Origin of the sequence: Streptomyces sp. NPDC058653, from assembly GCF_042716895.1 — a bacterium.
In the GTDB taxonomy this organism is placed as follows: Bacteria; Actinomycetota; Actinomycetes; order Streptomycetales; family Streptomycetaceae; genus Streptomyces.
Window position 1 is genome coordinate 117,818 of the sequence record NZ_JBHXRM010000014.1, and the last position, 18,963, is coordinate 136,780.

The following is an 18,963-nucleotide window of genomic DNA, read 5'->3' on the forward strand; positions in this document are numbered from 1 at the left end:
ATCGGTGCGTTCCTGGGCGCCGCTGACGGGCACCGGCTGTACGCCTACTTCCATCTGATCGCGTTCCGGGGCTTTCGCCGCGGCGAAGGCGTCGGGCAGGACTGGGTGAACGTCGACCTGGACGCGCAGGAGCTGACGGTCGCGAAGGAGATCGTGGTCGACGGGTGGACCCCGGTCGAGGACGTGCCCAAGACGGACGGCAGCGCGGCCACCATCGGTCTGGACCGGGCCACGGTTCAGGCACTGCGCGAGCACAAGGCCCGCCAGGACGCGGAGCGGGAGGCGGCCGGGAGAAGTGGGTCGAGAGGGACAAGGTGTTCACGACCGAGCTGGGCGAGTGGCTGTACCCCGACGTCGTGACCAAGGAGTTCCGGCGCCTATACGAGACGGCCGGCCTCCCGCCGATCAACCTCCGGGACCTCCGACAGTGCGCGGCCACCCCGGTCCATGCGGTCGGCGCCGACCTCCACACGGACCGAGAGGAGCGCGCATCGAGTGCGCGGTTTCGGTGGCGTTGTCGAGCTCAGCGGGGGCGGCCGGGGCGGGGTTTCGCCCATTCTGTCGTTCGGCCGGTACGGCCCCGCCAAGGCGCCCAGACTGGCGGGATGTCCAGGTTAGAGATGAACGACGCGTTCGCGGCCACCGTCGCGGCGGTGGCGCCGGTGATCCTTCTCGTCGCGGTTGTGGAGATCAACAACCACCGGAAGCACGTCGGCCGAGTGTACGAAGGCTTAGAGCGCAGGATGGCCGCAGCCGCGTCCCTGTACGCCGCCGGCGCTCAACCGACTCGGGAGCAGGTCCTCGCCGCTGATGACGCACTGCCTGAGTACTCGGTGCTCTCGTGGAGAGACCTCTCAATCCTTGTGTATGTCGTCTCCGCGATGCTCGCTTGCGCGGCGCTCGTCTACGCGGAGGTGAGCGCGCTTCACTGGCTCGGCACGCCCAAGGCGGGTCCGGATCCGCGCCTTGCGGAACACTGCTTCGCGGCTGTGGTCTTCGGCTTTGTCTGGATCTGCTTGTCGCCTGCCCTGGCCATGTACCCCATGCTCTTGAAGCCGAGGTGGTTGAGCCCTGCAACTATTCCCAAGATGAGTCGTTTTGATCGGGATGTTCGCCGCTACAGGCAGGAAGTGGCGGACGAGGCCGAGAACGCTCGACGGGCCGACGAGTAGCTTTGCCACAACGAAGGCCCCGACCGTTTTGGCCGGGGTCGGCAACTCCAGCACCTACGCGGTGATGAGTCCGCGCTGGACCCGCTCCGTCGGCCGTCCGTGAAGGGCACCATCGGCGATCCGTTGGGTGTGGGTTCGAGTCCTACAGGCCTAGCGTGCAAGCCCCGGTCAGGAAGGTTCGGACCGGGGCTTGTCGCCGTTTCACCAGGAGGACTTGGTCACTCCTGGGAGAAAGCCGGCGTGTGCCTGTTCGCGCACGCGGATGCGGGAGAGGCCGAACCTTCGGAGGTGGCCGCGGGGGCGGCCGTCCACGCTGTCGCGGTTGCGCACCCGGGTCGCGCTCGCGTCGCGGGGCTGGCCGTGCAACTCCTCGACCGCGGCCGCCCGTTCGGATTCCGGTGTGCCGGGGTGGCGGATGATCTCCTTCAGCTCCGCACGTCGTCGCGCGTACCGCGCGACCGTCGCTTTGCGCTTCTCGTTCTGCGCGATCTTGCTCTTCTTGGCCATCAGATCGTGACTCCTCGCGCCCGGATGCGGGCCACCGCCGCCTCGATACCGATGGTGTCGATCGTCTTGATCGCCCTGGCGCTGAGGATCAGACGCACATGACGCCCCTCACTCGGCAGCCAGTACCGCTTGCGCTGGACATTCGGGTCGAACCGGCGTGACGTACGGCGGTGCGAGTGGCTGATGTTGTTGCCGAAGCCTGGCTGTGCGCCGGTCAGTTGGCAGTGGGCGGACACGGAGTTACCTGCCTCTCATCGAGCGATTCCACTCTTGAACATGGAAATCATTGCCATATAGTACCGCCATGGCTCGTAACGAACCACGCCCGACCGGCCACTCCCGGTCCCGATCCCGAGGACACTCCATGAAGCCCGGAATCCACCCCGCGTACGGCCTCGTCGTCTTTCGTGACACGGCCGCCGACTTCGCCTTCCTGACCCGCTCCACCCTCACAAGCGACCGGACCGTCGAGTGGGAGGACGGCAACACCTACCCGGTCGTCGACGTCGAGACCTCCTCCGCGAGCCACCCCTTCTACACCGGCACCGCCCGCGTTCTGGACACCGCGGGCCGCGTCGAGCGCTTCGAGCGGCGGTACGGCCGCCGCGAGGCCAAGTGATGGACGACAAGCGGCTGTTGCCCGTCGTCATCGTCAGCGGGCTGCACTCCGACGCCCGCCGCGAGGTCGTGGAGGAACTGCTCAACGCGACACCCCAGAGCGTCGTGCTGCATCACGACCTGTCGACCGCGGGCCGGGGAACGGTGCACCGGACCGTACGGAACGCCTCGGGGGAGATCTCCAGCGGCGAGGCGCCCCTGGTCAACGACTGCGCCTGCTGCGCCCTGCGCGAGGACCTGATCCCCGAACTGGAACGCCTGTCGGCCGACGGGACGACGCGGATGGCGGTCCTCGAACTATGGGATTCCGTCGAGCCCCGGGCGATGGCGGAGGTCATCGCCGCGCACGGCGCCGACCTGGCCGAGGTGACCGGCGTGATCACGGCGGTGGATCCCGCGCTCGTCCTGCCGTACCTCGTCAACGGCGACGACCTCTCCGAAGTCGGACTCGCCGCAGCGGCCTCCGACCGGCGGACCGTCGGGGACACCTGGGCCAGACAGTTGGAGTACGCCTCCGTCATCGCGCTGATCGAGAGCGGCGGGGCGCGGGGCGAGGACCTCGCGCTGATCGAGCAGTTGCACCCGACGGCCCGACGAGTGGCGACCGGGTCGGGCGAGCTGACGCGGCTGGCTGTCGCGGGTTTCGACGTGGAGGCCGCCGGAGCCGGGCAGCATCCGGCCTCCGCGCTGCTGCCCCAAGAGGCGGAGAGGAGCGGCGTCAGCACAATGGTGTGGCGCAGGCACCGGCCGTTCCACCCTCAACGGCTGTACGACGCCCTGGAAGGGCTGACCTGCTCGGCGGCCCGCAGCCGTGGCCGTTTCTGGCTCGCCGACCGGCCGGACACGCTTCTGTCCTGGGACGCGGCCGGTGGGGCGCTCTGCGTCGAGAGCACCGGTCCCTGGCTCGCGTCCCTGCCGGAAGCCGCCTGGGAGATGGTGCCCCCGGTCCGCCGGGCGGCGGCCGCACTGGACTGGCATCCCGAGCACGGCGACCGCTGCCAGCATCTGGTCTTCGTCTCGCCCGGCCTCGACCGCGAGGCGCTGATCGCGCTGCTGGAGTCGTGCCTGCTCACGGACGGCGAGTACGAGGCCGGGCGCGAGGCGTGGAAGAACCTGCCGGCCGCCTTCGACTCACTCCTCGATCCGGTCCACTGACCGGCTTCCGCACAGCGTGATCCGTACTCGCCCAGGTGAGGAGTAGTCAGGAAGGTTCTGAACGGGGCCTGTTGCCGACCCCGGGGCGAGGGGAGTGCGGGGCTCGGTCAGGCGAGGTGGTTCGTGGCGTCGGCGTCCGGGTCGTCGTCTGCGCCGGGGAGGTCCGTGTGGCCCTCGCTCCAGTGGTTGGACCAGCCGCAGACTCCGCACGCGTACCGCCCGTCGAGGCCGGCGATCAGCGTGCCGCACCGTCGGCACTCCGCTTCCGTGATCTCCGGGGTGTAGTCGCTCGGTGACGGGCTCATGGGGGGAGGCTACCGCCGTCGACGGCGCCGTCCGAGGCGCGCGGGGGCGGTGCCGCTCGTGCGGGTGACCGCCTCGTGACCGCCCGTCGCAGGTGGGCCCTTCGCCGCGTGGGGAGAAGGCGGTGGGACGGAACCCGGACATTCACGGGATCGTTTGACGATGATCTCCGCCCTACTGTTGGCGACGTCAGCAGGACAGCACAGGAAACACCAACTCGACGGAGACCAGCATGAGTTCGCGCCTCGCCACCCGGTCCGCTCGGTCCGCCCGCCGCGCCCTGGCCGCCGTCGCCATGGTGGCCCTCTCCGCCACTCTCACCGCCTGCGACTCCGGCGGGGACACCTCGGGCAGCGCCTCGGCCGACGCCGGCAAGCGGGCGGACGCCGGATCCGCCAAGGACAACGACGTCGACGGCGCGAAGGACGACTACTACGACGAGGACAAGGGCTCGGCCGGTAAGGACAATGACGTCGACGGTGCCAAGGACGCGTACTACGACGAGGACAAGGGCTCGGCCGACAACGACGTCGACGGTGCCAAGCAGGACCACTACGCCAAGCCCTGCGAGAACGTCGACCTGAACTTCACGCTCAAGCTTCAGTCCCAGGCCGGCGGTTACTACCTCGTCACCGCCAAGGCCAAGCCCGGCGTCGTCTGCACCCTGGAAGGCGCGCCCGAGCAGGTCATGTTCGGCTCCGACCCCGACACCGTGGCGTCCAACGCCGAGCAGGGCTCCGGCGACACCATCAAGCTCAAGGACTCCACCGCCGCGTACTTCGGGGTCAACCCGAAGAGCACCGACAGCGACGAGGGCAAGATGTTCGAGACGCTCATCGTCTCCGTCTCGGACGACGCCGGCGACGCCGGTGAGCTCAAGGTCGAGTCCGTCAATGTCGACCGGCCCCTCATCACCAACTGGCACGCCAACTCCTCCGACGTCGTCACCCCCTTCCTCTGAGCAAGCTCCTCTCCGGGCCGTCCGCCCCTGGGTCGGCCCGACGCGGGCAACGGCGTTCGCCACATGTGGGCGCGGATTTCCCGTCGTTAGACTGCCCCGGTGATCGCTCTTCGACGAGCCCGGGAGCCGTGGCACCGTATTCGGTCCACGGTCTGGTACGTACCCCTCGCGCTGGTACTCCTCGTCGCTTCGTTCGTGCCGGCCTTCCAGAGCCATGGAACGGTGCTCGGCGGGGTGCCGGACCGGCCCTACGACGCCTTGGCCGTCGTCGCCGTCGGGCTCCAGTGCCTTCCGCTCGCTGTGCGGTCGCGGTGGCCGGTCGTCTGTTTCGCTCTGGTGGCGGCGGGCTTCGCTCTCGACCAACTGCGGGGCTACCACTCGCTGGCGGGCACCGCGCTTCCGATCGCTCTGCTGACCCTGGGATCCCGACTGGATCAGCGTCGGCGTACCACCGTGGTCGTCCTTTCCGCGGCGTACGTATCGCTGGCGCTCGCACTGTCCCGGCTCGGTTCCGGGGAGTCGCCCGGTGAGTTCCTGACCTTCTACCTCGCGCTGGCCTTCGCATGGGGCATCGGGGTGTGGCTGCGCACCGGCAGGGCCGCCGAAGCCGAGCGACTCCGGCGCCGCGCCGAGGAGACCCTGGCCGCCGAACGCACGCGTATCGCCCGCGAGTTGCACGACGTGGTGACCCACCATGTGACGGCCATGGTCGTGCAGGCCGAGGCCGCGCGGTATCTGACCGCGGCGCCCGAGCGGCTCGACCGGACGCTGACCGACGTCACCGACACCGGACGACGAGCCATCGCCGATCTGCGGCAGCTGCTCGACCTGCTCAACCCCGACCATGGTGCCGAGCCCGGGACACCGCACCTCGGCAGGCTTCTCACGCTGGTGGAGCAGACACGCCGGGCCGGGCAGCCGGTGGAGTTCACCGAGGAGGGCACGCCGGCGGAGGCGGTCGGCAGCGCCGGACTCGTGGCCTACCGGGTGGTGCAGGAGGCGCTGACGAACGCGCTCAAGTACGCCCATGGCAGAAGCACTTCCGTTCAGGTGCGGCATCTGGAGAGGGAGATCACCGTGGAGGTCAGCACGGACGGTTCCGGCTCGCGCTCCGCGTCCCCCGGCGGGAGTGGGAAGGGCCTGGCCGGTCTGCGCCAACGGGTCGACGTCCTGGGCGGCGACTTCAGCGCGGGCCGCAACACCGGTGGCCGCTTCGTCGTGCGGGCACGGATACCCGCGGGGAGCCCGTCGTGACCGAGCCGATCCGGGTCCTCGTCTGTGACGACCAGTTGCTGATCCGCACCGGGCTCGTGACGATCATCGACGCCCAGCCCGACCTCGAGGTGGTCGGTGAGTGCGGGGACGGACGGACCGCGGTCGACCTCGCGGGGCGGCTGCACCCGGACGTCGTGGTCATGGACGTACGTATGCCGGTGCTCGACGGCATCGCGGCCACCGGCCTGCTCGCCGGCGCCGGCGTACCGAAGCCCGTGAAGGTGCTCGTGGTGACCACGTTCAACCTGGACGAGTACGTGTACAAGGCGCTACGCGCGGGCGCGAGCGGGTTCCTTCTCAAGGACGCGCCTCCGGCCCAACTGCTGCACGGCATCCGGACCGTGGCCAGCGGCGCGGCGCTGCTCGACCCCGAGGTGACGCGCCAGGTCGTGGGCCGGTACGCCGCCCGGATACGGCCCGCCGACGACACCCACCGGGACATCCCCGTGACCCCGCGCGAGCTGGAGGTCCTTCGCCTCCTCGCGGACGGTCTCTCCAACAGCGAGATCGCCGCGACCCTGTTGATCAGTCCCGAGACCGTGAAGACCTTCGTGTCGCGCATTCTCACCAAACTCCAGCTCCGCGACCGTGTCCAGGCCGTCGTCTACGCCTACCGCCACGGTCTGGTGACCTGAGCCGCCGCACGGGCGGCGATCGGCGGGCTTCAGTTCGCGGCCCCCGAGTCGTCCCCGGCGCGTGAGACGACGCTCCGTATCGCCTCGGCGGCGACCTCGGGCTCGTCGACATAGATGTAGTGCTCGCTCTTCTTCGCCGTGCTCAGCCTGCTGTTGCTCGACACCCCGAGCCACTTCCTCTGGCCCTCGGTCCACGCCTTCTCCAACGCCGGCCCGTACTCCGGAACGGCCGCCAGATACCGCTTCCCGTGCTGGATCACCTCGACCGGTATGTCCCCGGCGGGACGGACCTCGGCGTCAGGGGTCACGAGCATCTCCGGGCTCTTCCCCTTCAGGACCGCCAGGGTCTGCTCCCGCAGGTCGACCGCCATGCCGGTGGCGGACTCGGGGATTCCTTCGGTGAGATCCGCGGTCTGGGTCGGTGAGGTGGCGTCCATCAGGACCAGCCCCTTGACCCTGTCCTGGTGGTCCGGTGCGTACCGCGCGGCGATCAGTCCGCCCAGCGAATGCCCGGCCAGGACGACCGGGGCGTCACCGGCGACCTCGTCGATCACCGAGGTCAGGACCTTCCCGGTGCTTTCGACGGTCTGCGGCCCGTCGGGCTTGTCGCTGGCGCCCGCGCCGAGCCGGTCGTACGAACAGACGCGGTCCTGTCGGCTCAGGCTCTTCTGGAATTCGGCCAGCTTCTCCACCGAATCGCCTCCGCCGTGGAGAAGGACGACGACCGGCTTTCCTTCGGCCGCCGTGCCCGAGCACGACACATTGACCGACAGGCCGCTGAAGTCGATCTTCTTGGTCCCGGTGAACGCGCCCGCGTTGTCCGCCTGTTCCGTGGTGGTGGGGGAGGAGGTGGTGGTCGCGGAGGCGGACGTGGCGCTCGCCTTCGGCTTCGCGTCGGACTCCGAGGATTCCTCGCAGCCGACAAGCCCCGCACCGGCGACGGCGCAGCACAGCGCGATCAGAGCGGACGTCCGGCGATGACGGGCGATGTTCACGACGACTCCTCGATCAGGACCGCGGCCGTAGCGCCTGCGGTATGCCCAAAACGCTACGGATCTCCCGGCCCGGAATCGTCACCACTCAGAGCGCACCTGCACGTAGCTCGCACGGGGGACAGACCCCTCCCACGTCCCCCACGAGCGGGGTTCGGTGCCCCTCAGCGCCGTAGCGCCACGTCGATCGCCACGAGGTAGCCGCTCACCGGACCGAGCGTGAGCAAGCCGCTTCCCGCGCCCGCGAGTTCGGCGTACGCGGGTTCCAGGCGCTCGCGTACGCGGGTGAGTACAGCCCGGTCGTCGAGCGCCAGCGCCGCCGTCGCCTCCAGGCAGCAGCACGCTTCGTACAGCAGGTCGTGGGGCGGTTCCGGCAGTGCGCGCAGGGCGGCGCGGGCGGCGGGGCGGTCGCCCGAGGCCAGGGAGGCGAGCGGGGCGATCCAGGGACGGTACGGTCCCCAGTCCGCCTCGGGGTCGATCGCGTCGGGCGGGGGGAGCCGGGGGCCCTCGGCGGAGAAGTGGAGGGACAGCAGCGCGAGCGGAAGGAGTCCGTGCGTCAGGCCCGGCATGCCGGAGTCCGGGAGTTCGGTGGCGGCGCTCTCGTACGCCGACCTCGCTCCGGTGGTGTCGCCGGACGCGGACAGGCGCAGCGCGCCGTACCACCGGGTGAAGACCCCCACCAGAGGGAGTTCGTGGAGGGCGGACAGCTGGTCCGCGGCGGCGGCCTCGGTCTCGGCCGCCGCGAAGTCGCCGAGCGCGCTCCGCGCCTGAAGGAGGATCAGCCGACCGAGCACCTCGAAGGTGACCAGGCCGTGCCGGGCGCCCAGCGTGACCAGTTCCGCGCCGATCTCCGCGCGGCGCGGTGCGAGGCCCGCGCGGGTGAAGGACTGCATGAAGGTGCCGTTCAGCGCGAACGCCAGCAGCGCCGGATCGTCGAGCCGGCGGGCGATCGCCTCCGCCTGGGCCGCGGCTTGAGGGCCGCGCGCCGAGTGCGAGCCGCGCATCTCGACGGCGACGGTGGCGAGCAGTCGGCAGCGCACCGCGTCGTAGCCGCCCTGCTCGTCGTTCCGGCCGTGCCCGCCGTCCTCGTCGGGGGGTGGCAGTGCGGCGAGGGTGCGTTCGGCGGCGGCGACGATCCGCCGGGCCAGTTCCGGGTCGTCGCCGCGCGTCCAGATCGCCGGGACGTCGAAGGCGCCGATCACCCGGCCGGTGAGCCGCGGGTCGCCGAACTCCTCGGCGGCGGTGATGGCCGCCATCCGGTGTTCGCGGGCGGCCGTCAGACCGCCGCCGCCGGTGACCGCGAGGTCGCGCAGCAGACCCACCGTGGTCTCCAGCCGGGCGCGGGCGCCGGCCGCGACCGTGCGGTCGTACGCGGCGGCGGCCCGGCTCCACAGGAGCGCGGCCGTTTCGCCGGGACCGGCGGGAGGGGTGAGGCCGGAGGGACGGCTGGGGTCGCCGGGACCGGCAGGATCACCGGGACCACCGGGACCACCGGGACCGCCGGGACCGCCGGGACTGTCGGGACTAGCAGGCCCACCGGGACGTCCGGGACCGCCGGGACCGGCAGGGCCACCGCGACCACCAGGACCGCCGCGACTGTCGGGACCACCGGGACGTCCGGGACCAGCAGGATCACCGATACCGCCGGGACCAGCAGGGCCGCCGCGACTGCCGGGACTGTCGGGACCGGCAGGATCACCGGGACGTCCGGGACGTCCGGGACCAGCAGGACCACCGCGACCACCGGGACCACCGCGACCACCAGGACCGCCGTGACTACCGGGAGCAGCAGGCCCACCGGGACCACCAGGACCACCAGGACCACCAGGATCGTCGCGACTGTCGGGACGAGCAGGACCACCGCGACCACCAGGACCAGCAGGACCACCGGGCCCACCGCGACCACCGGTACCGCCCCGGCGGCCCGGCTCCGTGGCCTCTCCCGCCCCGGCAGGCGCAACTGGCCCTGCCGCCTTGCCCGTTCCGGCAGCGGATTCCCAACTCCCCAGGCCCCGCCCCGCGTCGAGCGACGCGTCCTGCGACAGGATGTCCGCCTCCAGTCTCCGCAGCCCCGGCCCCGGGTCCAGCCCGAGCTGTTCCACCAGCATCGACCGCGCCCTCCGTAGGACGGCGAGCGCGTCCCCCTGCCGCCCCGTCCGGTACAGCGCGAGCGCCAGCAGCCGCCACGCGTCCTCCCGCCAGGGGTGGTCGGCCAGATGCGCGTCCAGGTCGGGGACAGCCTCGGCGGCGAGGCCCAGGGCCAGCAGCGCGTCGGCCCTGCGCTCGACCGACTGGAGCCGCAGTTCGGCAAGGCGGGCGCGTTCGCCCCGTACCCACTCCTCCCGCGCGAAGTCCGCGTACGCCGGCCCCCGCCACAGATCCAGCGCGTCGTCGAGCCGCCGCAGCGCCCGCGCGGGCGGCAGTTTCGCCGCCTCGCCGACCGCCGTCTCGAAACGCCAGCCGTCGACGGCGTCCGGCGCGGCACGCAGCGCGTAGCCGGGGCCGTCGGTGACGAGCAGTGTGGCGGGGGTACGAGGCGGACGGTCCGGTTCCAGGGCGCGGCGGAGGGCCCCGACGAAGGTCTGTACGGAACCGACCGCACCGTCAGGCGGAGAGTCCGGCCACAGGTCGGAGACCAGCCGGGCGACGGGGACGACACGCCGGCGGGCGACGATCAGGCGCGCCAGTACGGCACGGTGGCGCGGCCCCTTGAGAGCGATCGGCCCGTGCCGGTCGTCGGCCGTCACGGGACCGAGCACGCCGAAGAGGACCTGGTCACCCCGCGGCTCCCGCTGCCCCGCGCGCTCCATCCGACCCCACTCCGAACTCTCTCCGGCCCCCTCCCGCCCAGTCCACGCGCGGGCGACACGCCCGACCCGCCGCGCACGCTGATCGACTGCTGATTCGCCGCCCGCAGGCTTGGACACACGCGGGCCATCCACGCCACGCGGGCCACAGGACCCCCAAGGGCAACACACCTCAGCCTACGAAAGAGCGCACCATGCACCCCACCATCCCCGGCTTCAGCTACCGGCGCGTCCCGGTCGCCGACGATGTCACCCTCAACGTCGCCGTCGGAGGCTCCGGCAGCCCGGTCATGCTCCTCCACGGTTTCCCGCAGACCCACCTCATGTGGCGGCATGTCGCCACAGAGCTCGCCGCCCACCACACCGTCATCTGCCCCGACCTGCGCGGTTACGGCGCCAGCGACAAGCCCGCCGAGGTCGAGGGCGTCACATACTCCAAGCGCACCATGGGCGCCGACACCGTCGCGCTCGCGCGCGCCCTCGGCCACGACCGTTTCGCGCTGGCCGGCCACGACCGGGGCGCCCTCGTAGCGGTCCGCGCGGCTCTGGACCACCCGGAGGTGATCACCCATCTGGCCTCGCTCGACGTCCTGCCCACGCTGGACACCTGGGACGTCATGCACGGCACCGGCGCGGCCGTCGGCTTCCACCTCTATCTGATGGCCCAGCCGCCCGGTCTGCCCGAGCGGATGATCGAAGCGAGCGCCGACGCCTTCTTCGGCCACTTCCTCGACATCTGGACGCGCGACCCGCAGGCGATTCCGGCCGGGATCCGGGCCGAGTACCTGGCCGCCTCCCGTGCGGCAGTCCCCTCCATCGTCGCCGACTACCGCGCCTCCGCCGGGGTCGACGTCGCCCACGACCAGGCCGACCGCGACGCCGGTAACCAGCTGCGGATGCCGGTCTCCGTGCTCCAGCAGGACTGGGGTGCGGCGCTGGGCTTCGACGCCGCCGCGCGCTGGCGCGCCTGGGCACCCGACCTGAAGCACGCGACCGTCGACTGCGGCCACTTCATGGCCGAGGAGGCCCCCGGCGAGGTCGTCAGGGCCGTACGGGAGCTTGTCACGCGCTGAGCCCCGGCCCCCGCCCTGAGCCACGGCCCCCGGCCCCCGGCCTGAGCCGCGGCCTCCGCCCCACGCCCTGCGGCGGGGGTCCGGCTCACCCCGCCCGCAGGGCGCCGAGCAACCGCCCCAGCGCGGCCCGCGTGTCGGCCAGGTCGGCAGGGTCGTCCGATGTCGCCAGCCACAGCGCGGCCTCGTTCATCGCGCCCGACAGCAGGTGCGCGAGGGGTGCCACCGGCTGAGCGGCGATGACGCCCTCGTCCACGAGCGTGGTGAGCGCCTCCTTGAGATGGCGCGCCGACGACGCCTCGTCCATCTCCCGCCACTCGGTCCAGCCCAGTACGGCGGGCCCGTCGACCAGCATGATCCGCTGGATGTCCGGCGCGGTCGTCGCCGTGATGAACTCCTGGCAGCCCGCGACCAGTTGGTCCCAGGAGTCCTCCTCCGCCCCGGCCGCCGCCGCGACGCGGTCGCCCACCTCCTTCTGGAGGTCGCGCAGTACGGCGCGGAAGAGCGCGGTCTTGCTGTCGAAGTGGTGGTAGAGCGCGCCCTTGGTCACGCCGGCGGCGGTGACGATCTCCGTGAGGCTCACGGCGCCGTAACCGACCTCCGCGAAGAGCCCCCGGCCCTCGCGCAGCAGCGCCCGTCTGGTCCGTTCCCGCTGCTGGGCCCTGGCCCCGAGTCCCTCCTGCGGCATGGCCGGTGGTCCTCTCCGATTGACATACCGACGGTATGCGAATAGCGTAGTTCGCGTACCGATGGTATGTGAAAGGAATCTGACATGCAGCTGACCAGCTTCTATCCCGTGATCGCCACCGAGCGGATCCGGGAGTCCCGCGACTTCTACACGAGGCTGCTGGGGTTCGAGACGACCTTCGAAGCCGACTGGTACGTGAGCCTGCGACGGCGGGGGCCGGTCTCGTACGAGCTCGCGCTCCTCGACCCCACCCACCCCAGCCTTCCCGAGGGTTACGGCGAGCCCGTCCGGTCACTGCTCCTCAACTTCGAGGTGGCGGACGTCGACGCGGAGTGGGCGCGGCTCGTCGACGGCGAGGGGCTGACGCCCGTGCTCGACCTGCGCACCGAGGACTTCGGGCAGCGTCACTTCATCGTCGCGGACCCCGGTGGGGTGCTGATCGACATGATCACGCCGGTCGAGCCGACGGAGGAGTTCGCGCACCAGTACGCGGGGGCCGATGCCGCCGCCTCGTGACCGTGGGGCGGGCGCGACGAAGACTCCGCCTCGTGACCGTGGGGCGGGCGCGACGAGGCTCCGACCGGAACGCGGACCGGTCGGAGCCTTCGTCACGCGTACGCGCGGGCGTGGAACCGCGCGCTTCGCCGCCTCGGATCAGCTCTGTGGCGGACGGTCGTCGCCCGGCGTGGGGCGATCCTGGGAGCCCAGCCGCTCGTCGAGCTTCTGCTGGGCCGTGTCGACCTGGCGCTCGTACTTCCCGCCGGTCTTCCTGTCGATGGCGTCACCGGCCTTGTCGACGCCTTTTCGCGCGGTGTCCTCGTGGCCCTTCATCATGCCCTTGAGTCTGTCGAGCATCGACATGGCGCGTCCTCCCTTGTGGGGTTGCTCCCTTCCCAGCATCGGGGCGCCCGCCGCATCCCGCATCCGGGCGGCGACATACCGTACGGAAGACCCCGTAACCCGCCCATCTCTCAGGGATCCCATGGCAAAGACCGGCCCCCGAGGCTGCGCTCCAGCCCCGGGAGTCGCACTCTTGAGCGTATGAGTGACGCACCGATCGTCGTACACCGGCCGTCCGGGACGGGCGGCCGGAGAGTCACCGTCCGCGGCCGGATCATGGGACTCGCCCACAGTGACGACCATTTGGTCGAATTCCTGCGGCTGGCAGGGCTGCCGGACGCGTGGGAACTGCTCGACGACCCCTCCTGGGTGGAGTGGCAGGGCGGGGCGCCGCACGAGTACGGCCCTGGCTGAGCACCGCCCTCCCACGGAGGTGCTCAGGCCGGCTGCCGCTGCTCCGCCACCACCGGCATCAGCTGTGTGAGCGCGTCGATCCGCCAGTCCGCCGCCGCGACGACGTCCGGATCGTCCGCCGTCAGATAGCCCCAGGGGCCACGCCGCAGATGCGCCGCCCGCAGGCCGGCGCGCTGGGCGGGGAACAGGTCGTGCATGGGGTGGTCACCGACGTACAGAATCCGCTCCGGCGCGGTGTCCGCCGCCTCAACGACCCGCGTGAAGAACTCCTCCGACGGTTTGGCGACGCCCCAGTCGCCGGACACGACGACCAGATCGGCGGGCAGATCGAGGCCCCGCAGCAGTTCACCGGCCCTGACGGTCTGGTTGCCGGCGATGACGATCCGTACGCCGAGCTCGCGCAGACCGGCGAGGGCGGGCCGTACGTCGGGATAGAGGTCGGACTCGTCCAGGTGCTCGCCCCGGCCCGCGGCCTCCCTCGCCCGGTACGCCTCGCCGACGTCTATGCCCGGCTTGATGAGGTGGAGGGCGTCCTCGTTGTCCCTGCCCTGGGTGGTGACGGCGCCGACCAGCGCGGAGATGGTGTGGCGGGGGATGCCGAGCCAGTCGGCCCAGGAGCCCCAGTAGCGGTCGTCGCGGACGAGAGTCTCGCCGACGTCGAACACGATGGTTTCGATCACCGGGGTAACCCTAGAGGTTTTGGCGCCCCGGATTGTGACTGTATGAGGTCGTGGGGTGCACGCTCTGCCCATTGTCAGTGGCTGGCCGTAGCCTTACGGCATGTCAGCTTCCTCTGATGCCACTGCTTCCGTCCGTCCGGCCGCCGTCGTCAACGCGGAGATCCGTGCCCTGTGGGGGCGCGCGGGCCGGGCGCTGTCCACCGCCGAGCAGGAGGAGTATCAAAGGCTGCTGGTCGAATGGGCCGCGGCCGTCCGCGCGGACGTGGTGGAGGCGGCCTAGGGCGTGTCTTCGAGGTCCCGTCCGGACTGATCGGGGACCCCGGGCCGTAAATGGAGATGATCTTGGTCCGGATGGCGTAATGTTGCGCTCAACGGCGCGGGGTGGAGCAGCTCGGTAGCTCGCTGGGCTCATAACCCAGAGGTCGCAGGTTCAAATCCTGTCCCCGCTACTCGCAGAAGACGAAGGCCCGGATCCACTGGATCCGGGCCTTCGCCGTGCGGTCGGACCGCCGGGCCGGCCCCGTCCCGCCCCTTCCCGATCCGGAGCCGTCCCGCCCCGGCCCCGCTCCCGCCCGCCGAATCGGCCTTGACCTTTACGCAACGTCAAGATTTAGCGTTCCGGTCATGGAGTGGTCGATCCAGGACATCGCGAAGAAGGCCGGCACGACGAGCCGCACGCTCAGGCACTACGACGAGCTGGGGCTGCTCGACCCGAGCCGGGTCGGGAGCAACGGTTACCGCTACTACGACCAGGACGCCCTCGTCCGTCTCCAGCGGATCCTGCTGCTGCGTGAGCTCGGGCTGGGCCTGACCGAGATCGCCCGGATCCTCGACGGCCAACAGGACACGGCCGCCGCCCTGCGCACCCATCTCGCGCTGCTCGAACAGGAACGTGAGCGCGTGGGACGGCTGATCGCGTCGGTGCGGACCACTCTCCACAAGACGCTGAGAGGAGAGGAACTCATGGCCGAGGAAGTTCTCGACGGCTTCGACCACACGAGGTACGAGCAGGAGGTCACCGAGCGGTGGGGCCGGGACGCTTACGAGAAGGGTGACCGCTGGTGGCGGTCGCTGAGCGAGCGCGAGCGGAAGGAGTTCATGGACCGGCACGAGACCATCGCCCGCGACTGGGGCCGGGCCAGGAAGGACGGTCTCGCCGCCGACAGCGAGGAGGCGCAGGACATCGCGCGCCGGCACTGCGACTGGCTGTCGACCACGTCGAGCCCCGCCAAGTCGTACGTCATCGGTGTCACCGCCATGTACGTCGACGATCCCCGCTTCGGCCGTAACTACGACAAGTACGGGGAGGGCACGGCCGTCCTCGTACGGGACGCGATGAAGGTGTACGCCGAACGCCATCTCACCGACTGACCGCCCGCCACCGGCGACGACGGGCGTACGGGGGGCCAGAGGGCGGGGCCCGGCCGCCGTCACCGCCTCGGCCCACCGGTAGCCCAGTCGGTCGACAGCGGGTAGCCGCCGGGCGCGTAAGAGGCCAGCCTGGGGGGACGCGGTACCGTCCGCGGCCGTCGTCGGACCGGGCAGGAGGCCACTGGTGGGGCACCTGAGAGGCAGCGGGGACGACGGGAGCGGGAAGGGCCCCCTCGGCGGGAGCGAGCACCGTCCCGCCGAGGGGGCCGTCCCCGGCCCCTCCGCCGAGGGGCCCGCCCGCAATCCCTCACCGGAACCCGAGGGCGGCGCCGATCACCCGGCCGCCGACCCGTCCGACGGCAATCCCGCCTCCGACCACCCGGCCCCCGACCACCCCGCCGTCCCCGACCCCTCCCACGCGCCCCCCTCCCCCACAGGCGCCACCCGCGCTCCCTCCCCCGAGGGACCCGCCCCCGACACCCCGTCCCGTACGGCCGCGCGCCGGCGCCGCTCGGCCAACAGGATCCGCCGGCTCAGCGGCACCGTCCGGCGGGCGATCCAGCTCGGTTTCCGCCGCGCCGACGACGGTTTCCGCGCGGCGGACGCCGACCCGGACGACCCCGCCTGGAGCCGTACGCACCCCGTCGAGAAGCACCCACCCGGCTTCGGCCCCGACGACCCCCGGCCGCCGAGGCGCAGGGTCGGCCGGCTCGGCGGCCGGCCGACCCATCCGGTCGTCGAACTGCTGCCCGGTCTGATCATCGTGGCCGGGATCATCCTCGACCAGGCGACCCCGACCGCGTTCACCGCTTCCCCGTTCTTCTCTGCGGCGCCCCTGGTCGCCGCCCCCTTCTTCTCGTTCATGCGCACCCTCGTCATCGGCATCCTGTCCGTCGGCGCGGTCCTCGGCCTCCGCTACGTGAACGACACCTCGGGCGGGATCGAGACGATCACCGAGTCGCTGACGGTCTTCACGGTCTCCGTCCTCGCGCTGGCCATCAACGGTGTCGTACGCCGCAGCGGTGAACGCCTGGCCTCGGCGCGGGTCATCGCCGAGGCCGCCCAGCGCGCCGTCCTGCCGACTCCGCAGTCCCGGATCGGCGGGCTGCACATCGCCGCGCGCTACGAGGCCGCCGAGGAGGGCGCGTACATCGGCGGTGACCTGTTCGCCGTCCAGGACACCGAGTACGGCGTACGGGTGGTGGTCGGCGACGTACGCGGCAAGGGCATGGGCGCCGTCGAGACCGTGGCCGTCGTCATCGGCGCCTTCCGGGAGGCCGCCGAGCAGGAGAGGTCGCTCGAAGGGGTCGCGCGGCGGCTGGAGCGCGCGCTGGCGCGCGAGGGCACGCGGCGCAGCGGGATCGACCTGTTCGAGGGATTCACCACCGCCGTACTGGCCGAGGTCCCCCACGCGGAGGGCATGGTGCGCGTGCTGAACCGCGGGCACCCGGAGCCGCTGCTCCTCGGCGCCGACGGCGCGCTGACCGTGCTGGCCCCCACCGACCCCGCCCTCCCGCTCGGGATGGGCGAGCTGGGGACGTGGCCGGACCGCGCGGAGGAGGTCCCCTACCTTCCCGGGGCGACGCTGCTGCTCTACACGGACGGTCTCTCCGAGGCGCGCAACGCCGACGGGGTCTTCTACGACCCGGGGGAACGGCTCGCGGGACGGATCTTCCCCGGTCCCGACGAACTGCTGGAGGCGATCGTCGGGGACGTACGGCTGCACACCGGCGGCGGCAGTACGGACGACATGGCGCTGCTCGCGGTCAGCCGGCCCACCGAGCGGCAGCCGGAGCGGCGCCGGACCATGCCCGTCGTGCCGTGACGCCATCTCCATTGCCACGCTGCGTAGTTGAGGCGCATCACTCCGCATAACATTTGACGCACCGTCAGATCGAGTGTGTGATCGCACACGCCCCGAACGCCGATCAATTCGCCCGATTGCGCCTGGTTGTGCCCCGGTTGGTCCATGCCATCCCCGCTAACAATCACCGGGAACAGCTTGGAATAAGCCCCGGTCGTCTATTAACGTTCGATAACGCAGCGCGGTTGTCCCAGCCGTCGAAAGAGACGGCACCGTGCGCACGCGCCGAATTCCGCAAGGAAACCGGGGAACCACCAATTGGGGTGAATCGGGCGTCCTTTGCTGCCTCGTGCGGCGAGAAGCGCCCGTAGGAGACCTTCCTGCTCCGAACCCGTCAGCTAACCCGGTAGGCGAGAAGGAAGGAAAGGAGAGCGCCCCAGTGGCGTCCAACAGGCCTGCTCCCGAAGCCTCAGCCCCGGCCCATTTCGGCCCCGGGAGCCGACTCGCCGGTACCGATCTCGCAGACGGCGAGACGAACAGGGACTGGGAGGAGTGGAATCCCACCGCGGAGTCCATCCGTCCCGTACGCGGCAAGCACCGTGTCGCCAAGCAGCGCAACGCGCTCGCCCGTAGTTCCACGGTCCTCGGAGTAGGTGTCATCGCCGCTGTCGGCGCCGGAGGCATCGCCTCCGCGCAGGACAAGCCAGCGGTGTCGATATCACTTCCCGACTCGCTCTCGGACAACCTTCCCGACGCCAAGTCCCTTCCCGGTGTCGGGTCTTTCATGTCCGACGCGGACAAGGGAGCCGACGAGACACCCTCCCCGCTCACCACGGCGGGCCTCACCGCCGCGGACGCCCAGCAGGGCACCACCGACTCCGGCGAGGCACTGCGCGCCCGCATCCTCCAGCAGGCGGAGCAGCAGCAGGCCGAGGCCGACGCCGCCCAGAAGGCGAGCGCCGAGAAGGCAGCCGCCGAGAAGGCCGCGGCCGAGGCTCAGAAGCAGCAGACCGACGCGGAGAAGAAGGCCGCCGAGGCCAAGCGCAAGGCCAAGGAAGAGGCCGAACGCAAGGCCGAGGAAGAGCGCCTGAGGAAGCTGGCCGCCAGCTTCTCGCTCCCCACCTCCTCGTACACGCTCACCTCCACCTACGGCCAGTCCGGCTCCATGTGGTCCTCCGGCCAGCACACCGGCCTGGACTTCGCCGCCCCGACGGGCACGCCCACCAAGGCCGTCCACTCCGGGACCGTCAAGTCGGCCGGGTGGTCGGGCTCCTACGGCTACCGCGTGGTGCTCGAGCTCGACGACGGCACGGAGATCTGGTACGCCCACCTGTCCTCGATGACCGTCGGCGCCGGCCAGAAGGTCACCACCGGGGAGACCATCGGACGCGTCGGAGCCACCGGCAACGTCACCGGCCCGCACCTGCACCTGGAGGTGCACACCCCGGGCGGCAGCGGGATCGACCCGATGAGCTGGCTGAACAGCAAGGGACTCACTCCGTAGGCAATGGCTGATCCGGTCCGATCACCTCGGATCACCTCGGATCACCTCGGATCACCTCGATCTGCCGGACAGACCACCTAGCTCCGATACGGGTTGTAGCCGCCGTAGTCGATGTACGGCGGCGGAGACCACACCCGCCCCGTCGCCCGCGCCGCGTAAGCGAGCGC

At 71.1% G+C, this 18,963-nt stretch carries 22 protein-coding genes, 1 tRNA gene and 1 riboswitch; of the genes, 15 read left to right on the forward strand and 8 right to left on the reverse strand.

The window, feature by feature from the left end:
- Positions 1–105 precede the first annotated feature (105 nt).
- Together ACFWU9_RS15040 and ACFWU9_RS15045 are read left to right on the forward strand one after the other, a co-directional pair.
- Entirely contained in the window at positions 106–360 is a 255-nt protein-coding gene (locus ACFWU9_RS15040) for a hypothetical protein (protein WP_384318242.1), read from the forward strand.
- A gap of 245 nt (positions 361–605) precedes the next feature.
- Positions 606–1,172, forward strand: coding sequence for a hypothetical protein (locus ACFWU9_RS15045; protein WP_384318244.1), 567 nt, complete (start codon positions 606–608; stop codon positions 1,170–1,172).
- A gap of 201 nt (positions 1,173–1,373) precedes the next feature.
- Here the strand turns inward: ACFWU9_RS15045 and rpsN are convergent, their stop codons facing one another.
- Positions 1,374–1,679 (reverse strand): 30S ribosomal protein S14, encoded by a 306-nt coding sequence (gene rpsN / locus ACFWU9_RS15050; protein ID WP_384318245.1) that lies wholly within the window; start codon positions 1,677–1,679, stop codon positions 1,374–1,376.
- Positions 1,679–1,915, reverse strand: a complete 237-nt coding sequence (rpmB, locus tag ACFWU9_RS15055; RefSeq protein ID WP_384318248.1) for a 50S ribosomal protein L28 — start codon at positions 1,913–1,915, stop codon at positions 1,679–1,681. The genes rpsN and rpmB overlap by 1 nt, the downstream gene beginning before the upstream one ends.
- Positions 1,916–2,043: 128 nt before the next feature.
- Here rpmB and ACFWU9_RS15060 point away from each other — a divergent pair, with 128 nt between their 5' ends.
- Positions 2,044–2,298 carry a type B 50S ribosomal protein L31 gene (locus tag ACFWU9_RS15060; RefSeq protein ID WP_384318250.1) on the forward strand — a complete coding sequence of 85 codons (255 nt, stop codon included), beginning with the start codon at positions 2,044–2,046 and terminating at the stop codon, positions 2,296–2,298.
- Positions 2,298–3,452: a CobW family GTP-binding protein gene (locus ACFWU9_RS15065; RefSeq protein ID WP_384318252.1), complete on the forward strand. Its 1,155-nt coding sequence runs from the start codon at positions 2,298–2,300 to the stop codon at positions 3,450–3,452. Before ACFWU9_RS15060 ends, ACFWU9_RS15065 begins: the two co-directional genes overlap by 1 nt.
- Before the next feature lie 107 nt (positions 3,453–3,559).
- Here ACFWU9_RS15065 and ACFWU9_RS15070 read toward each other — a convergent pair whose 3' ends face one another.
- Positions 3,560–3,757, reverse strand: coding sequence for a hypothetical protein (locus ACFWU9_RS15070; protein ID WP_384318254.1), 198 nt, complete (start codon positions 3,755–3,757; stop codon positions 3,560–3,562).
- A 230-nt stretch (positions 3,758–3,987) separates the two neighbouring features.
- On the opposite strand from ACFWU9_RS15070, the gene ACFWU9_RS15075 reads away from it, so the two are divergent.
- From ACFWU9_RS15075 to ACFWU9_RS15085, 3 genes are all read left to right on the forward strand, one after another.
- On the forward strand, positions 3,988–4,716 hold the full coding sequence (locus ACFWU9_RS15075) for a DUF4232 domain-containing protein (RefSeq protein ID WP_384318256.1): 729 nt from the start codon (positions 3,988–3,990) through the stop codon (positions 4,714–4,716).
- A 99-nt stretch (positions 4,717–4,815) separates the two neighbouring features.
- On the forward strand, positions 4,816–5,970 hold the full coding sequence (locus ACFWU9_RS15080; protein ID WP_384318258.1) for a sensor histidine kinase: 1,155 nt from the start codon (positions 4,816–4,818) through the stop codon (positions 5,968–5,970).
- A complete protein-coding gene (locus ACFWU9_RS15085; RefSeq protein WP_384318260.1) occupies positions 5,967–6,626 on the forward strand; it encodes a response regulator in 660 nt (219 codons plus the stop codon). Before ACFWU9_RS15080 ends, ACFWU9_RS15085 begins: the two co-directional genes overlap by 4 nt.
- A gap of 29 nt (positions 6,627–6,655) precedes the next feature.
- On the opposite strand, the gene ACFWU9_RS15090 is transcribed toward ACFWU9_RS15085, so the two are convergent.
- Both ACFWU9_RS15090 and ACFWU9_RS15095 read right to left on the reverse strand, forming a co-directional pair.
- Entirely contained in the window at positions 6,656–7,615 is a 960-nt protein-coding gene (locus tag ACFWU9_RS15090) for an alpha/beta fold hydrolase (RefSeq protein WP_384318307.1), read from the reverse strand.
- 167 nt (positions 7,616–7,782) lie between these two features.
- Positions 7,783–10,428, reverse strand: a complete 2,646-nt coding sequence (locus ACFWU9_RS15095; protein ID WP_384318262.1) for a BTAD domain-containing putative transcriptional regulator — start codon at positions 10,426–10,428, stop codon at positions 7,783–7,785.
- A 191-nt stretch (positions 10,429–10,619) separates the two neighbouring features.
- Between ACFWU9_RS15095 and ACFWU9_RS15100 the strand changes: the two genes are divergently transcribed.
- A complete protein-coding gene (locus ACFWU9_RS15100) occupies positions 10,620–11,498 on the forward strand; it encodes an alpha/beta fold hydrolase (RefSeq protein WP_384318264.1) in 879 nt (292 codons plus the stop codon).
- Positions 11,499–11,583: 85 nt separating this feature from the next.
- Here ACFWU9_RS15100 and ACFWU9_RS15105 read toward each other — a convergent pair whose 3' ends face one another.
- Positions 11,584–12,183, reverse strand: a complete 600-nt coding sequence (locus ACFWU9_RS15105) for a TetR/AcrR family transcriptional regulator (RefSeq protein WP_384318266.1) — start codon at positions 12,181–12,183, stop codon at positions 11,584–11,586.
- 84 nt (positions 12,184–12,267) lie between these two features.
- Between ACFWU9_RS15105 and ACFWU9_RS15110 the strand changes: the two genes are divergently transcribed.
- Positions 12,268–12,699: a VOC family protein gene (locus ACFWU9_RS15110; RefSeq protein WP_384318268.1), complete on the forward strand. Its 432-nt coding sequence runs from the start codon at positions 12,268–12,270 to the stop codon at positions 12,697–12,699.
- 138 nt (positions 12,700–12,837) lie between these two features.
- Here ACFWU9_RS15110 and ACFWU9_RS15115 read toward each other — a convergent pair whose 3' ends face one another.
- A complete protein-coding gene (locus ACFWU9_RS15115) occupies positions 12,838–13,044 on the reverse strand; it encodes an antitoxin (protein ID WP_384318269.1) in 207 nt (68 codons plus the stop codon).
- Between the two features lie 180 nt (positions 13,045–13,224).
- Between ACFWU9_RS15115 and ACFWU9_RS15120 the strand changes: the two genes are divergently transcribed.
- Entirely contained in the window at positions 13,225–13,437 is a 213-nt protein-coding gene (locus ACFWU9_RS15120; protein ID WP_384318271.1) for a hypothetical protein, read from the forward strand.
- Between the two features lie 23 nt (positions 13,438–13,460).
- On the opposite strand, the gene ACFWU9_RS15125 is transcribed toward ACFWU9_RS15120, so the two are convergent.
- A complete protein-coding gene (locus ACFWU9_RS15125) occupies positions 13,461–14,117 on the reverse strand; it encodes an HAD family hydrolase (RefSeq protein ID WP_384318273.1) in 657 nt (218 codons plus the stop codon).
- A 100-nt stretch (positions 14,118–14,217) separates the two neighbouring features.
- Here ACFWU9_RS15125 and ACFWU9_RS15130 point away from each other — a divergent pair, with 100 nt between their 5' ends.
- From ACFWU9_RS15130 to ACFWU9_RS15150, 5 genes are all read left to right on the forward strand, one after another.
- Positions 14,218–14,397, forward strand: coding sequence for a hypothetical protein (locus tag ACFWU9_RS15130; protein WP_384318275.1), 180 nt, complete (start codon positions 14,218–14,220; stop codon positions 14,395–14,397).
- A gap of 95 nt (positions 14,398–14,492) precedes the next feature.
- Positions 14,493–14,566: transfer RNA gene (locus tag ACFWU9_RS15135), tRNA-Met, on the forward strand.
- A 175-nt stretch (positions 14,567–14,741) separates the two neighbouring features.
- Positions 14,742–15,488, forward strand: a complete 747-nt coding sequence (locus ACFWU9_RS15140) for a MerR family transcriptional regulator (protein WP_384318277.1) — start codon at positions 14,742–14,744, stop codon at positions 15,486–15,488.
- 742 nt (positions 15,489–16,230) lie between these two features.
- Positions 16,231–17,313, forward strand: a complete 1,083-nt coding sequence (locus ACFWU9_RS15145; RefSeq protein WP_384318309.1) for a PP2C family protein-serine/threonine phosphatase — start codon at positions 16,231–16,233, stop codon at positions 17,311–17,313.
- A 252-nt stretch (positions 17,314–17,565) separates the two neighbouring features.
- Positions 17,566–17,720, forward strand: a riboswitch (cyclic di-AMP (ydaO/yuaA leader).
- An 11-nt stretch (positions 17,721–17,731) separates the two neighbouring features.
- Entirely contained in the window at positions 17,732–18,796 is a 1,065-nt protein-coding gene (locus tag ACFWU9_RS15150; protein WP_384318279.1) for a M23 family metallopeptidase, read from the forward strand.
- The last annotated feature ends 167 nt before the right edge of the window (positions 18,797–18,963 follow it).

Coding starts and splice junctions, on each gene's coding strand:
- ACFWU9_RS15045 (WP_384318244.1), top strand. CDS start 606: ATGTCCAGGTTAGAGATGAACGACGCGTTCGCGGCCACCGTCGCGGCG.
- rpsN (WP_384318245.1), bottom strand. CDS start 1,679: ATGGCCAAGAAGAGCAAGATCGCGCAGAACGAGAAGCGCAAAGCGACG.
- ACFWU9_RS15060 (WP_384318250.1), top strand. CDS start 2,044: ATGAAGCCCGGAATCCACCCCGCGTACGGCCTCGTCGTCTTTCGTGAC.
- ACFWU9_RS15065 (WP_384318252.1), top strand. CDS start 2,298: ATGGACGACAAGCGGCTGTTGCCCGTCGTCATCGTCAGCGGGCTGCAC.
- ACFWU9_RS15070 (WP_384318254.1), bottom strand. CDS start 3,757: ATGAGCCCGTCACCGAGCGACTACACCCCGGAGATCACGGAAGCGGAG.
- ACFWU9_RS15075 (WP_384318256.1), top strand. CDS start 3,988: ATGAGTTCGCGCCTCGCCACCCGGTCCGCTCGGTCCGCCCGCCGCGCC.
- ACFWU9_RS15095 (WP_384318262.1), bottom strand. CDS start 10,428: ATGGAGCGCGCGGGGCAGCGGGAGCCGCGGGGTGACCAGGTCCTCTTC.
- ACFWU9_RS15100 (WP_384318264.1), top strand. CDS start 10,620: ATGCACCCCACCATCCCCGGCTTCAGCTACCGGCGCGTCCCGGTCGCC.
- ACFWU9_RS15105 (WP_384318266.1), bottom strand. CDS start 12,183: ATGCCGCAGGAGGGACTCGGGGCCAGGGCCCAGCAGCGGGAACGGACC.
- ACFWU9_RS15110 (WP_384318268.1), top strand. CDS start 12,268: ATGCAGCTGACCAGCTTCTATCCCGTGATCGCCACCGAGCGGATCCGG.
- ACFWU9_RS15115 (WP_384318269.1), bottom strand. CDS start 13,044: ATGTCGATGCTCGACAGACTCAAGGGCATGATGAAGGGCCACGAGGAC.
- ACFWU9_RS15120 (WP_384318271.1), top strand. CDS start 13,225: ATGAGTGACGCACCGATCGTCGTACACCGGCCGTCCGGGACGGGCGGC.
- ACFWU9_RS15130 (WP_384318275.1), top strand. CDS start 14,218: ATGTCAGCTTCCTCTGATGCCACTGCTTCCGTCCGTCCGGCCGCCGTC.
- ACFWU9_RS15140 (WP_384318277.1), top strand. CDS start 14,742: ATGGAGTGGTCGATCCAGGACATCGCGAAGAAGGCCGGCACGACGAGC.